General features: G+C 67.0%; 11 protein-coding genes. 1 reads left to right on the top strand and 10 read right to left on the bottom strand.

The window, feature by feature from the left end; genetic code table 11:
• Nucleotides 1-3: 3 nt before the first annotated feature.
• Nucleotides 4-735 carry a bifunctional 2-polyprenyl-6-hydroxyphenol methylase/3-demethylubiquinol 3-O-methyltransferase UbiG gene (ubiG, locus tag RIA72_RS15480; protein ID WP_350032965.1) on the bottom strand — a complete coding sequence of 244 codons (732 nt, stop codon included), beginning with the start codon at nucleotides 733-735 and terminating at the stop codon, nucleotides 4-6.
• 157 nt (nucleotides 736-892) lie between these two features.
• On the opposite strand from ubiG, the gene RIA72_RS15475 reads away from it, so the two are divergent.
• Nucleotides 893-2,140 (top strand): aspartate kinase, encoded by a 1,248-nt coding sequence (locus RIA72_RS15475; protein ID WP_350032964.1) that lies wholly within the window; start codon nucleotides 893-895, stop codon nucleotides 2,138-2,140.
• Here the strand turns inward: RIA72_RS15475 and RIA72_RS15470 are convergent, their stop codons facing one another.
• The 9 genes from RIA72_RS15470 to RIA72_RS15430 form a co-directional block, all read right to left on the bottom strand.
• The gene (locus tag RIA72_RS15470) at nucleotides 2,141-2,725 is read right to left on the bottom strand and encodes an inner membrane-spanning protein YciB (RefSeq protein WP_350032963.1); all 585 of its coding nucleotides are present in this window, start codon (nucleotides 2,723-2,725) and stop codon (nucleotides 2,141-2,143) included.
• A gap of 121 nt (nucleotides 2,726-2,846) precedes the next feature.
• Nucleotides 2,847-4,742, bottom strand: coding sequence for an XrtA/PEP-CTERM system amidotransferase (locus RIA72_RS15465; RefSeq protein WP_350032962.1), 1,896 nt, complete (start codon nucleotides 4,740-4,742; stop codon nucleotides 2,847-2,849).
• Between the two features lie 10 nt (nucleotides 4,743-4,752).
• Nucleotides 4,753-6,231 carry an exosortase A gene (gene xrtA / locus RIA72_RS15460; RefSeq protein WP_350032961.1) on the bottom strand — a complete coding sequence of 493 codons (1,479 nt, stop codon included), beginning with the start codon at nucleotides 6,229-6,231 and terminating at the stop codon, nucleotides 4,753-4,755.
• The gene (locus RIA72_RS15455; protein WP_350032960.1) at nucleotides 6,228-7,433 is read right to left on the bottom strand and encodes a TIGR03087 family PEP-CTERM/XrtA system glycosyltransferase; all 1,206 of its coding nucleotides are present in this window, start codon (nucleotides 7,431-7,433) and stop codon (nucleotides 6,228-6,230) included. The genes xrtA and RIA72_RS15455 overlap by 4 nt, the downstream gene beginning before the upstream one ends.
• Nucleotides 7,433-8,479 carry a FemAB family XrtA/PEP-CTERM system-associated protein gene (locus RIA72_RS15450; RefSeq protein ID WP_350033205.1) on the bottom strand — a complete coding sequence of 349 codons (1,047 nt, stop codon included), beginning with the start codon at nucleotides 8,477-8,479 and terminating at the stop codon, nucleotides 7,433-7,435. The genes RIA72_RS15455 and RIA72_RS15450 overlap by 1 nt, the downstream gene beginning before the upstream one ends.
• Nucleotides 8,480-8,496: 17 nt before the next feature.
• Nucleotides 8,497-9,357 carry an XrtA system polysaccharide deacetylase gene (locus tag RIA72_RS15445; protein WP_350032959.1) on the bottom strand — a complete coding sequence of 287 codons (861 nt, stop codon included), beginning with the start codon at nucleotides 9,355-9,357 and terminating at the stop codon, nucleotides 8,497-8,499.
• 45 nt (nucleotides 9,358-9,402) lie between these two features.
• Nucleotides 9,403-10,614, bottom strand: coding sequence for an XrtA/PEP-CTERM system-associated ATPase (locus RIA72_RS15440; RefSeq protein WP_350032958.1), 1,212 nt, complete (start codon nucleotides 10,612-10,614; stop codon nucleotides 9,403-9,405).
• A 22-nt stretch (nucleotides 10,615-10,636) separates the two neighbouring features.
• Nucleotides 10,637-12,448 carry a hypothetical protein gene (locus tag RIA72_RS15435; protein WP_350032957.1) on the bottom strand — a complete coding sequence of 604 codons (1,812 nt, stop codon included), beginning with the start codon at nucleotides 12,446-12,448 and terminating at the stop codon, nucleotides 10,637-10,639.
• The gene (locus tag RIA72_RS15430; RefSeq protein ID WP_350032956.1) at nucleotides 12,448-13,452 is read right to left on the bottom strand and encodes a P-loop NTPase; all 1,005 of its coding nucleotides are present in this window, start codon (nucleotides 13,450-13,452) and stop codon (nucleotides 12,448-12,450) included. The genes RIA72_RS15435 and RIA72_RS15430 overlap by 1 nt, the downstream gene beginning before the upstream one ends.
• Between the last annotated feature and the right edge of the window lie 13 nt (nucleotides 13,453-13,465).

Genomic DNA, 13,465 nt, shown 5'->3' with positions numbered 1-13,465 from the left:
CGGTTATCGGGCTGTCGGCCAGTGCGCTGCGACCAGATAATTGAGCGCCTCGCTGCCGCCGAGCTTGAACCCCTTGGCGGCGGAGGGCGACAGGCCGGTCCGGTCGACGACCTCAAGCCCCGCGTCTTCGAGCAGCTCCGTCAGCTCTTCGGGCTTCAGGAATTGGTCCCAGTCGTGCGTCCCTCGCGGCACGGCCCCGACGCGCTCGGCGGCCTCGACGAGCAGCAGTTTCGACAGCATCGTGCGGTTCGGCGTCGACAGGATCATCAGCCCGCCGGGCGCGAGCCGCCCGGCAAGTTCGGCGACGAAGGCAGCGGGATCGGCGACATGCTCGACAACCTCCATCGAGGTGACAAGATCGAAAGTCGCCGGCGGCAGCGCCGCGACCTCACCCGCGCAATAGGCAATCGCAAGCCCCTGTCCCGCGGCATGAGCGCGTGCCGCGCCGATATTTTCGGGCGCCGCATCGACCCCCGTGACCGTCGCGCCCATTCGCGCCAGCGGTTCGGTCAGCAACCCCGCGCCGCAGCCGACATCGAGCGCGCTTTTCCCGGCGAGCGGATAGCGCTCGCGCGCGTCGCCCTGCCAATGCGCGTCGATCTGATCGCGGATATAGGAAAGGCGCACCGGATTGAGCCGGTGCAGCATCGCCGACGAACCGTGCGGATTCCACCAGTCGGCGGCGAGCGCGCCGAAATGGGCGGCTTCGTTCGGATTGATCGTCGGGGTACTCATGGCCTTCGATGTGGCATCCCGCCTTTGCAGGTGCAAGAAATTCTATCGCCTCCATACGTTCGCGCGCTTGCCAATATCCTCCCCCTTCCCTAACAGCCGGACGCCGCAGATTCACGGGAAAGTTGCGGTCGAAACCAGATCAGGAAAGCGGGGCGAGATGGCGCGGATCGTGATGAAATTCGGAGGCACGTCGATGGCGGGCACCGAGCGGATTCGCACCGTCGCAAAGCTTGTGGCGCGCGAAGTGGCGCAGGGCAACGAGGTCGCGGTCGTCGTCTCGGCGATGGCGGGCGAAACCGACCGGCTGGTGGGTTTCTGCCGCGAAGCGAACCCGCGCTACGACCCCGCCGAATATGACGTCGTCGTCGCCGCGGGCGAACAGGTCACGTCGGGGCTGCTCGCGCTGACGTTACAGGCGATGGGGGTCCCGGCGCGCAGCTGGCTCGGCTGGCAGCTCCCGATCCGGACAGAGGAAGCGCACGCGCGCGCGCGCATCGTCGACATCGACACCGGTGCGCTGACCGCTGCGATGGGACGCGGCGAGGTCGCGGTGATCCCCGGATTCCAGGGCATGATGGACGATGGCCGCGTTTCGACACTGGGCCGCGGCGGATCGGATACGAGCGCGGTCGCGGTCGCGGCGGCGGTCGAGGCCGATCGCTGCGACATCTATACCGACGTCGACGGCGTCTACACCACAGACCCGCGCATCGTCGCGCGCGCGCGCAAGCTCGACTATGTCACCTATGAGGAAATGCTCGAACTCGCGAGCGTCGGCGCCAAGGTACTCCAGACGCGTTCGGTCGGGCTCGCGATGAAGATGGGCGTGCGCGTGCAGGTGCTCTCGAGTTTCGTCGAGGGCGACGAAGCACCCGCCAAAGGCACGATGATCGTCAGCGACGAGGAAATAGAGGAACATCAGATGGAACGGCAGCTGATCACCGGCATCGCCCACGACAAGAATGAAGCGAAGATCATCGTCACCCGCGTGCCCGACAAGCCCGGCGCCGTGGCGAACATCTTCGGACCGCTCGCGGCGGCGGGGATCAACGTCGACATGATCATCCAGAACGTCGGCCGCGAAAAGGGCGAAACCGACGTGACCTTCACCGTCCCCGGCGCCGATCTGCTCCGCTCGATCGACCTGATCGAAGGCGCAAAGGACAAGATCGGGTTCAACCGCATCATCAGCGACGACAAGGTCGCCAAGGTCAGCGTCGTCGGCGTCGGCATGAAAAGCCACGCCGGCGTCGCGAGCACCATGTTCCGGGCGTTGGCCGACCGCGGCATCAACATCCAGGCAATCTCGACCAGCGAGATCAAGGTCAGCGTGCTGATCGACGAGGACGAGACCGAACTCGCGGTGCGCGTGCTGCACACGGCTTACGGGCTCGACGCCGAATAATCACTCCGCCGCGAGCGGCTGCAACTCGCCGTTCGCGCGGCGGCGCAGCCGCGTCTGCGTGACGACATGCACCACCGCGATGTGGATCGCGAACAGCCCGAATTTCGACGCGAGCGGGAAAATCCCGATGAACAGCGGCCACCAGCCGGTGAAGAACATCGCGATCACGAGGTTGAGTGCCGCGCTCGCGAACATCAGCGCCGCCCAGATCATCCCGAAACGGTCCATGACGTCACCGACAATGGCGAGCTGCTGCGGCTGAATATAACGATTGAGCCAGCCCTTGCGCAGCATCACCGAACCGACGATCAGATAAACGATCGTCGGTTTCGCCATCACGAAACGCGGATCGCCGGTGAACAAGGTGGCTGCCGCGGTGAAGAGCACCGAGGCGAGACTGATCCATTGCAAGGCGGCGACGCTGTGGCCGCGCATTCGCTCGATTGCAACGACCGCGAACGCAATGATGGTCCCGGCAATGGTCGCGGGCACGATTCCGGCACCGGCGACAAGCAGCACAGCAAAGACCAGCACGCCAAGCGAGTCGAACAACATCGGCCCGAGCGCGTAGAGCAAGACTTTCATCGGCGCATCCTTTCGACTCAATGTTACCGTCGTAAACATTGCCGCGGCGACGCGAGGCGGTCAAGGAAAATTTGACGATGTTAACATGGACACCCAAAGCGGACCGGCTTCGTAGCTCAGCTCAAATCCCGAACAATCGCGCCAGCGATTTTTCCAGCATGAAAAACTGCCAGATCAGCCGGCCGTGATCGCGCCGTCCCGACTGGTGCGCGGCGACGATCCGTTCGATTTCCGCCATGTCAAACCAGCCGCTTCGCGCAAGCGTCGATGACGTCGCCAAGGCCTTTGCCTGCGGAGCGAGCGCGCCGCGGAACCAGTGCGATACCGGCGTCACAAACCCCATCTTCGGGCGATAGAGGATGTCGTGGGGCAGATAGCGTGCCATCGCCTGTTTCAATATCGCCTTGCCCGTGCCCCCCTTGACGCGCATCGACGCGGGCAGGCTGGCGGCAAATTCGACGAGGCGATAGTCGAGGAGCGGCTCGCGCGCCTCAAGGCTCACCGCCATGCTCATCCGGTCGGTCTTGGTCAATATGTCGCCGGGCAGCCAGATCATCAGGTCGGCATATTGCGCACGGTCGAGCGCTTCGCGCGCAGGCGCCTCGGCCATCGCTTTCCAGTAACGCGCCTCGGCCAGATGATCGCCAAGCGCGTGGCGCGCGGCGTCGTTGAACAGCCGCGCCCGCTGCGCCGCCCCCGTGACGCCGACCGCCTCGGCATAACCTTCCGCGCCGCTTTTCGACAGGCTGGCCAGCGTCGCGCGCGCGCGCAGGGGGCGCGGCGCCCAATCCATCTGCGGCCAGACCCTTGCCAGCGGACCCAGCAGTCCGCGGCGCAGGAAAGCGGGGATCAGCCCGCGCAGCCGTTCCTCCTGATGCTGAAAGACCAGCCGCCTATATCCCGCAAATGCCTCGTCGGCGCCGTCGCCCGACAGCGCCACCGTCACCTCTTCGCGCGCCAGCTCGCACACGCGATAGGTCGGCAGCGCGCTCGCGTCGGCAAAGGGCTCGTCGAACATGTCGGCGATTCGATCGACCAGCGCAAAGTCGCCCGACGAAACGGTGCGCGTCCGGTGATCGGTGGCAAACCGCTCGGCGATCGCCTGGGCATGGGCGGTTTCGTCGAGCGCCGCCTGGTCGAAGCCGATCGTGCAGGTCTTGACCGCCTTCGTGCTCGCTTCGGCCATCAGCGCGACAACCGCGCTCGAATCTACCCCGCCCGACAGAAAGGCGCCCAATGGCACATCGGCGACCATTCGGTCGGTGACTGCGGCGCGCATCAGGTGGACCAGATGTTCGGCCGCCTCCCCCTCGCTCGCCTTGATCCGCCGCGAAAAGTCGGGCGCCCACCAGCGTGTCGGGGCGGGCACCTGCTTGCCACGTTCGAGCAGCAGATAATGGCCCGCGGCCAGCTTCCGAACCCCCGCGACGATGCAATTATCGTCGGGGACATAGCCAAAGGCCATGAAATCCTCGACCGCGGCAAGATTGGCATCCTGCCGCAGCAGCGGGTTGCGAAGCAGGCCTTTCAGTTCCGACGCAAACGCCACCGATCCGTCGGACAGGCGCGCAAAGTGCAGCGGCTTCACCCCCAGCCGGTCGCGCGCGAGGAACAGGCAGCCGCGCCGATGGTCGTGGATCGCAAAGGCGAACATGCCGTTCAGCCTGGAGAGGCAGTCCGGTCCCCATTGCCGCCACGCCGCGATGATGACTTCGGTATCGCCGCTGGTGCGGAAACGATGCCCGCGATCCTCCAGCTCGGCACGCAGCTCGCGGAAATTATAGATTTCGCCATTATAGGTTAGCGTGACCACCTCGTCGTCGCTGGCCATCGGCTGCGGGCTGCCGGCGATGTCGATGATCGACAGGCGCAGATGGGCCAGGCCCACGCCGGGCGCGGTCCATTCGCCGGACCCATCGGGGCCGCGGTGGCTCATCGTGTGGAGCATCGCGCGCAGGCGCGCCGGATCGACCGGCTTCGCGGTGTCGAGATGATAAATGCCCGCAATGCCGCACATATCGGACGCTCTATCGCAGTTTCAGCGCGCGGTCAGCCATCGCGCTGGCTCCGCCCGACGCGGAAATGAAATCCTTGATCGCATCGCGCCCACCCTGTCGCACCTCGCTCGACACGATCAGCGTCAGCGCGCGGGGATCGCCGCCCAAAAGCCGCGCCTTCAACTCCGCGAATTTCGCCGCGCGCGCGCTTCCCGTCACCGCGCCGTCGACGACATACCAGGTCGCGGCGTCGCGCAGCACCGGGCCGGGGTGCAGCAACCGTTCGGTCTTGGCGCCATCGACGGCGGGCAGCGCCGCGCTCCACGCCCATTTGCTGTCGGGATCGACCGCGCCCTGCCCGAAGGCGACAATTTCGCGCCCTTCGGCCTGGCGTTCATAACCGCCGATCGCGACCGTCACCACCTGTCCGGTGTCGCGCGCGAAATGCCGGATCGCCACCTGGTCGGCGCCGTCGAAGCGCGGCGACCATCCGGTGCCCGCGCCGGCGACATGGCGCCAGCCCGGCGGCGCTTCGATGGCCATGGTGGACGGCAAGGGCGCGCTGCGCCCGGCGACGAGCAGGCCCCATGCAGCAAAAAGCAGCGGCAGCGCCAGCGCAAGCGGCATCACGGCGCCCGCGCGTCCGCCAAAGCGCGGCGGACCGCCCAGTCCCGACACATCGACCGCCGCGTCGTTCGCGGGCCGGTCGAACCAGCGCCGCGCGACGAGCATCACGGTCAGGATGACCAGCCCGAAAAAGATCCAGCCATAGACAATATGATCGATGCCGCCCGCTGCCTCGATCCCCCAGATGTCGGCGGCGAGCATCGTACCATAGGCACGCAGCGCATTGGCGAAGATCGTTGTCGCGAGCGCCGCCGCGACGAAAAGGATGCGCCGCGTCCAGCTTTTGAAGCAGAGATGCGCCGCAAATACCGCATAAGCGAGCATCGCGATCAGGAAATTGACCCCCGAACATTCCTCGGCGACCTCGAAAAATCCGGCGCGCGTCGTGATGAATACGCCCTGCATCTCGGCGGCGAGCCCCGACAGGCGCAGCAGCGCGACGCTGATATGCGCGGTAAAGGTCTGGAGCAGCGGCACCAGCTCCTCGCCAAACGGCACGAGCAGCAGGGCATAGGCGAGCGGAAAGAACAGCCCGCGCACCAGCTTTTCGCCGAGCGCGGCGCCCACCGCGCCTTGCAGCATCAGCACCAGCCCAAGCTGGCGGAACAACGCGACCCCCGCGGCCTCGCCGACGATCCAGACGACGCCTGCCCCCGCCATCCACAACAGCGCCGGCGACCAGAAGGCGGGCACCAGCGGCCGGAGCAGGTCGGTCCGCTGCGCCACCAGCCAGCCGATCATCGGCACCATCAACAGACAGTGGGTAAAGGTCGAACTGTTCCACCAGATCCCGGCCATGTCGGCGGCATCGCGCCAGAAAAGCGCAAAAATGGTTGCCGTCAGCAACGTCAGCGCGGCCAGATGGCGCTGCCACACCGTCATGCAGGGAGCCCCAGCAGCTCGCCGAGCGGTTCCATGCGCGCCTCCCAGCCGTAACGCGCGATCATCCGCGCGCGCGCCGCCTGCCCCATGGCGGCGGCGGCCGCGCGGTCGCCCAACAGCGAAGCAACGGCGTCGGCCATCGCCTCGGCCCCGTCGGCGACGAGCAGATGCTCGCCCGCCACGGCGTCGATCCCCGTCGCCGCCGCGGCGCTCGCCACCACCGGCCTCGCCATCGCCATCGCTTCGAGCAGCTTGTTCTGCACCCCGCGCGCGAGCAGCAGCGGCGCCACCACGGCGTCGGCGGCGGCAAGCCACGGCCGCACATCGGGCACTTCGCCCGTCACCGTCACCCCCGACAACTTTGCGAGTGCCTTCACGTCATCGGTCGGCGCGCGGCCGACGATCGCGAAGCGCACCGCGCTGTGCCGCCGCCGGATCAGCGGCAGGATGTCGGCGGCGAACCAGCGCACTGCGTCGATATTGGGACGATAATCCATCTGACCCGTGAACACCGCGAGCGGTCCGTCACCCTGTCCGACCGGGTCGAACGGCAACGCCGGATCGAAACGCGCGGTGTCGATACCATTTTCCACCGCCCGCACTTTCTCGGCGCCGAGGCCGGTCTGCGTACGGAACAGCGCCGCTTCGGCCTCGCTGACGAACAGGCTGGCATCGACGCGGCGCGCCATGTGGGCCTCATAGGCGCCGAGCACCCGCGCCTCGCGCGCGTAAACCCAGTTCAGCGGCTGACGCCGATCCTGTTCGGCATAGGTCGCAAACTTCGCCGAATCGACATCGACGAAATCCATGAGCACCGGCCCGTCGAAACGCGCGGGCAGATATTGCGCCATCTGCCCCGAAAAGGCGACGATGTGGCTGATCGCGCCCTGCGCGATCAACGTGTCGACATGCCGCGCCAGCGCGCCGCTGCGAAACAGCCGGTTCGACACGGGCGCGCCGTGCAGCACCGCCTGCAACAACGCCAGCGGCCGCGAAACATTGCGAGCTTCGATCGCCAGGCTTTTGCAAAGCGGGGCCATTTTGACGCGCGCCGCGTCGGCGTCGGCGTCATTGTCGGCCAGCGCCGCGACATGCACCGGAGCCAGCTTCGCCAGCGCCTCGAACATATGCCAGCTGCGGATACGGTCGCCGCGGTCGGGCGGCCACGGCGCGCGGTGAACGATGAACAGGATTTCGGGCATCACCCCAGTCCGCGCGCGATCAGCGGCCCGATGCGGTTCGCCGCCCACAGCGGCAGCCGCTTCCACAAATCGACCTGCATCCGGTATTTCGCGCTGTTCGGGTTGGTGTCGCGCGCGCGCTGCCCCGGTGCCAGCCAGCGGGCGTAGACGAGCGGCTGCGGCGCGAACCCCCAGTTCTTCTTATAGGCGAAGGGCCCCGTGCCGACCTTTGACCGCCCGAAGTCGAAGCGCGTACAGCCGCGCGCCCGCGCGTGGCGCATCAGCGCGTAATACATGAGCTCGTTCGCGCGCAGTCCCCGCGCCTCGGCGAGCCCGCCGCCCCAATAGGGCATCACCGTGCCGCGCCAATAAAGGCTGAGCACGCTCGCCACCGCCCGCCCGTCCGCACGCACGGTCAATATGTCGGCTTCGTCGCCAAAGGCATCGAGGACGGCATCGAACAATGCCCGCGGAAAGACGGGCGTGCCCAGATTGCGCACGCTCGTCGCATAGACAAGATAATGGTCGCGCCGTTCGGCGGCATCGCGCCCCGTCGTCACCGTCAGGTCGCTCGCCAGCGCCTTGCGCACCTCGGCGCGCTGCTTGCGCGGGATGGCGAGCAGTTCGGCCTCGTCGTCGCCCGCCAGATCGCGCACGAACCCGGCATAGACGTCTTCCTCGCGACCCCAGCCCTCGCCCTCGGGAAGCGGCGCGCCGCGCAGTTCGACCGATGGCACCGCGATCGCGCGCGCCATGTCCGACGCGCCGGCCGCCAGCGTCGCGGCGACCGCGGGATCGTCGGCCAACAGGCCGCCGCCCACGGCAAAGCCGCTGCCGACCAGCGCCTGCCCGAACAGCGGCGAGCGGATATGGTGCAGCGGCAACAGGCCGGCGAGTGCGCCCCTGGCATCGCGCGCGGTGATCAGGTGACAGCGGTGCCCCGTCGCCCGCGTGATCGCTTCGCACCACGCGCGGCTGTGGAACGGCGTGGCATCAGGGTGCGCGGCGACATAGGCGTCCCATTCGCCCGCGTCCGACAGCGGAGCGCCCGCAAAGCCTTTGGTCATCGTGTCGACCCGTGCCGTCACGCCGCGGCTTGCCACGGCTGCGCGCGCTGCCGCTGCGCGGGCAGCAACGCATCGGCGCGCGTCCATTCGAAATCGCCCAGCAGTTTTTCGAGCTTTCCGGCCATGGCCGACAAGCCGCTGTAATGGCGAATTTTCGACCGGATCGGTGCATCGGCGACGCGCGGCTGGCCGGGGTCGATTTCCCACGGGTGGAAATAAAGGATCGCCGGGTGCCCTTCTGCATTCATGCGCGCGATTGCCCAGCGCGTGAAGCCATAGGGCAGCATCCGCATAAACCCGCCGCCGCCCGCGGCCAGGGTGCGCCCGGCGACGCGCGCCGTCGTCACCGGCCATTCGACAAGGTCGCTGTCGGGCAGCGGTTGCCACGCATGGCGCGGGCTTTGCGGCCAGCCATAATGGTCGTGGACCACCGGCGCGACGCTCGACGAATAGGCATAGCCCTGTTCGGCGAGCACCGTATGCGCCCAGGGCGTGCGCGCATCGACCGAGAAACTCGGCGCGCGATAGCCGCGGATCGGGACGCCGCCCAGATCTTCGAGGATCGCGCGTGTCTTATGAAGGTCGGTCGCAAAATCGGCCGCAGTCATGTTGAACACGCGCTGGTGATCATAGCCATGGCTCGCAAGCTCGTGCCCCGCCGCGACAATGCGGCGGATCAGCGCCGGATAGCGTTCGGCAATCCAGCCTAAGGTGAAGAAGGTGCCCTTTGCGCCCGCCGCTTCGAAAATCTGCAGCACGGCGTCGCAATTCGCCTCGACCCGGCATTCGAGCGCGCCCCAGTCGGCGCGCGAAATCGTGCGCTCAAAGGCGCCGACCTGGAACCAGTCCTCGACGTCGACCGACAGGCCGTTCTGCATCGTTCCTCACCTTCGCGGACCCGATAGCCGGTTTTGGCCAGGCTGTCAGGCGGCCCAGGTTTGCGACTTGGCCGGGTTGGGCGCGTTTTCGGGATCGCGCTCAACCCATTCGATGAGCAGGTCGAGCACGCGGCGCAGCGCTTCATCCTGTTCGCCGAGGCGCGCTTCGAGCGCCGCGATCTGCTTTTCGAGCGCGGCAAGCTGCGCCGAATCGACCGCGGGCGCAGCCTCCGCCTTGTCGGTCCCGCTTGCCGCCTGCGGCGCCAGCGACACGACGCGCGCGGCTTCGTCGCCCGGTTCGGCGACGCGGCGCGGCCATTCGGGCGCAGCCGCGTTCGCCGCGGCGGGCGCGGCAAAAGGTGCCGGTGTCGGGGCCGCAGCGGTGGCGGCCGCCGCGACGACCTCCTCGACGGGCAGCGGCGCCAGCGTCGCGGCGTCGATACCGCGATCGGCTTCGATCTCGGCGATCACCGAACGCACATTCTGCGCGGTGATGCGGTTCATCTGCTCGACCGCGCCATACAGGAGCAGGCGGCTGACCAGCACGTTCAGTTTGCGCGGCACGCCCTCGCTATAGTCAAAGATTTCCTCGAACGCGTCGGGGCTGAAGCTGGGGTTGCCCGTCCAGCCGACCTTGCCGAGCCGGTGGAGGATATAAGGTTCGACCTCCTCAGGCTCCATCGGATCGAGGTGGTGCGTCGCGATCACGCGCTGGCGCAATTGTTCCAGCGTCGGCGTGTGGAACAGCGTCTGCCGAAATTCTGGCTGGCCAAGCAGGAAAATCTGAAGGAGCGAATGGCCGCCAAGCTGAAAGTTCGACAGCATCCGCAGTTCTTCGAGCGCAGAGATCGCCAGATTCTGCCCCTCGTCGACGATCAGCAGGGTGCGTTTGCCCGCGCGCGCCTGTTCGCGCAGATATTGCTCCATCGACCGGAGCAGTTCGGCCTTGCTTTCGCCTTCCCATTCGATGCCGAATTGCTCGGCGACCAGACGAAGCAGGTCGTCGCCCTCCACCTGCGTCGACACCAGCTTTACTGCGGTCAGCCGATTGGCGTCGATCGTGTTCATCAAATGCCCAACGAGCGTCGTCTTGCCCGCGCCGACATCGCCGGTAATGACGATGAAGCCTTCGCCTTGCGCCAGGCCGTAGCCCAGATAGGACATGGCTTTACGGTGCGTCCCGCTTTCGAAATAGAAATGCGGGTCGGGCGTCAGCTGGAACGGACGTCCGGTGAAACCATAGAACTGATCGTACATCGCTAGAATTCCCGTTGCCTGGTCAGAAGTTGTAACGCAGTCCCACCAAAGCTGAACCGATGAGTTGGCTGTTGAAACCGTCCTGGTCGAAGGCGTTGAGGCTCGCCGCCGCGGTCCCCGTCAACCCGCGCCAGAAACGCCGTGAATAGGCGGCAGACAGTCCGGCCGACTGCACGTCGCTCGCCCCCGGCGCGCCATTGTCGAAATAATTGACATAGCCCGACAGGCTGAGGTCGGAGTCGGCATCGAGCTGACGCCCCGCCGAAACGAACAGATACCAGTTTTCGTCCTTGATCCCGTCGAGGTCCGCGATCGGCGACAGCTGCGGCGCGAGCAGCCTCCGCTGGTCATAGCCGATGCCGACACCATAGGTCCAGCGGTCGTAGCGCGACGACATCGTCGCCTGAACGCCGCGGCTGCGATATTGCGCCGATGTTGCGTTGCCGAGCTGGTTGCTGAGACACCCGCCGCCCTGCTGGCCGAACACGCACGGATTGACGTTGCCATCGATCGGATTGCGCGTCGGGTCGAACTGCGTCGGAAGCGCGGCGAGCCCCCCCGACAATCCGCGGCCAAGGCTCGACAGCCCGTCATAGACGCCGATCTGCACCGTCGTCGCATGATCGGCGCGATAGGCAAAGCTGCCGGTATAGATGGTATCGCCATAACGACGCCCGACGCGCGCGGTCAGCGAGGTGCGGCGGCTCGGCCGCCACATCACCCCGGCGTCCCAGATCAGCCCGTCGGTGTCGAACGACAGGCGGCGCGGGGTCGATGTGTCGGTGACGAAGCGGCCATTGGCGTCGCGCACCGGTACGCCATTCGCGTCGAGCACCGGATCGCGCTGCCCGATCTCGATATCCTCATATCCGACGCCGCCGAGCAGTGCGACGGTCGGGCTGATCGGCACGGTGACGTCGGCGCGCGCATATTTGCCCTCGAACCTCTGGTCGAGCTGGCTTGCATCCTCGCGCTCATATCCGCCCGACACCTGCCAGCCGAAGGGCAGATCGCCGGGCCGCGCGCCGACGCTGGCCCAGGCGACATGGTTGGTCGAACTGTCGAAAATATCCTGCGGCTGGCTGCCCGGCGCCAAAATCGCGGGGGTGTCGACATCGACCTTGGTATAGCCGAAGCGATAGCCCGCACCGACATCGAGCCCGCCGATCCGCCGCGTAAAGGTCGGCCCGGCATAGACGGAATAGAGGTCCGCGACATTGCTCGCATCGCCGATGAACAGTCCGTTGTCGGCGCCCTGCCCGTCGGTGCGCGTGCGGGTCGCAAGCGCCCCGGCCTCGAGGTTCAGTCCGCGCGCCGCTTCGATCCGTCCGCGCGCGAGACCGCTGATCGTGCCCGCATCGCCAAGATCGCCGTTCCAGCCAAAGCGATGTTCGTACCGCAGCGTCGCGGCGACTTCGGCGCGGCGCGTGACGATGGCGGCGTCGATGCCCGCCGCCACGGTCGTATAGGTGAGTACATCGCCGCCGTTCTTGAGGTCGGCGCTGAGCACCTGCCCGACCTCGAGATAGGGGCTGACATCGACCTGCCGCTGGCTGCGCTGGCCCTCGCCGCGCGCGGCCGACCGGACCGGTTCGGGCTGGCTCGCGCTCGCCGGCGCATCGCTCGCACCGGGATCGCCCGAAAATTGCGCGTGCGCGCCGGTCGCGGTTCCCGCGAGCAAAAGCGCCGCAATCGCAGTCGGAACACGATAGGACTGCCGAGCCCTCTTCGCCATCCCCGCGAAGGCCGGGATCCCGCCGGTGTGGTATGACGAGGCGGAGAGATCCCGGTCTTCGCCGGGATGACGATGTCGGTAATCGGAAGTGGTGCGCATCACGCCGCCCCCTGACCATAATAGGTGCCGAAACGGCGCCCGCCCGGCGAAAATTTGACGCCGTTCAACAGCAGCTGGATCTGCGGGCACCCACCCATCAGGCCGATCGCGTCGCGCAGCGAGCTTTCGAGCGTCCGGTCGGCGCGAACGACCATGATCGTCTGGCCGACATGCCCCGCCAGCACCGCCGCGGGCGATGCCGCGAGGACCGGCGGCGAATCGAGGATCAGGATGCGCCCAGGCGCCCCCGCCTCGAGCTGCGTCAGCAGCGCCTCGGTCCGTGCCGACGCAAGCAATTCGGTGTCGTGCATATGGTGCGCGCCCGCGGGCATCACTTTCAATCCGGGAATGTCGGTCTGGATCAGGCAGTCGCCGACCGCCAGATGCGGGTCGGCGAGCGCGTCCATCAATCCCGGCCCATTCTCCAGCCCCAGCGTGTCGAGCACGCTCGGCTTCGCGATGTCGGCGTCGATCAGCAGCACGTCATGGTCGGCCTCGACCGCCAGGCTGAGCGCCAGATTGACCGCCGAGAAGGTCTTGCCTTCGCCGGGGTTCGCCGACGCGATCAGCACGCGATGTCCGCGCGGCAGGACCGGGCGGTTGCCCGCACCGCCGATGCCGCGAATAAGCTCGCGCTTGACGATGCGATATTCCTCCGAAATGCCCGTGACCGGCGTTCCGGGCACGATCATTCCCTGCGCGGCGAGCCGGTCGCGGTCGATCGTCCCCTGCCGTGTCGGCACGATCGCGGGCGCAGCCTTTGCCATCTCCTTGCGCGGCGAAGGGCGCGGCGACGGAGCGGTTTCGACAATCGGTTCGGCGTGGTCGGCGGCCGGCGCCGCGGCGACAGGCTCGGCCTTGGCCTTCTTTGCCTTTTTCTCCGGCTCGGGCGGCAGGCTCGATACGTCGATCGTCGGTGCCTTGCCCGCCGGATCGAGCCCGAACATGTCCGCCGCGCGTTCGAGCAGCGAGGGTGGGCGTTTGACTTTGCGTTGGTCGTTCATGTCATCGCCCCCG

It is taken from the genome of Sphingopyxis sp. (assembly GCF_040216815.1).
In the GTDB taxonomy this organism is placed as follows: Bacteria; Pseudomonadota; Alphaproteobacteria; order Sphingomonadales; family Sphingomonadaceae; genus Sphingopyxis.
Note: the sequence above shows the minus strand (reverse complement) of the source record. Positions and strands in the feature narration are given on the sequence as shown.

Bases quoted from the DNA above. Each gene is read 5' to 3' on its own strand.
- RIA72_RS15445 (WP_350032959.1), bottom strand. From the start codon at position 9,357: ATGCAGAACGGCCTGTCGGTCGACGTCGAGGACTGGTTCCAGGTCGGC.
- RIA72_RS15440 (WP_350032958.1), bottom strand. From the start codon at position 10,614: ATGTACGATCAGTTCTATGGTTTCACCGGACGTCCGTTCCAGCTGACG.
- RIA72_RS15455 (WP_350032960.1), bottom strand. From the start codon at position 7,433: ATGCCCGAAATCCTGTTCATCGTTCACCGCGCGCCGTGGCCGCCCGAC.
- RIA72_RS15450 (WP_350033205.1), bottom strand. From the start codon at position 8,479: ATGACCAAAGGCTTTGCGGGCGCTCCGCTGTCGGACGCGGGCGAATGG.
- RIA72_RS15475 (WP_350032964.1), top strand. From the start codon at position 893: ATGGCGCGGATCGTGATGAAATTCGGAGGCACGTCGATGGCGGGCACC.
- RIA72_RS15465 (WP_350032962.1), bottom strand. From the start codon at position 4,742: ATGTGCGGCATTGCGGGCATTTATCATCTCGACACCGCGAAGCCGGTC.
- xrtA (WP_350032961.1), bottom strand. From the start codon at position 6,231: ATGACGGTGTGGCAGCGCCATCTGGCCGCGCTGACGTTGCTGACGGCA.
- RIA72_RS15470 (WP_350032963.1), bottom strand. From the start codon at position 2,725: ATGAAAGTCTTGCTCTACGCGCTCGGGCCGATGTTGTTCGACTCGCTT.
- ubiG (WP_350032965.1), bottom strand. From the start codon at position 735: ATGAGTACCCCGACGATCAATCCGAACGAAGCCGCCCATTTCGGCGCG.
- RIA72_RS15435 (WP_350032957.1), bottom strand. From the start codon at position 12,448: ATGCGCACCACTTCCGATTACCGACATCGTCATCCCGGCGAAGACCGG.
- RIA72_RS15430 (WP_350032956.1), bottom strand. From the start codon at position 13,452: ATGAACGACCAACGCAAAGTCAAACGCCCACCCTCGCTGCTCGAACGC.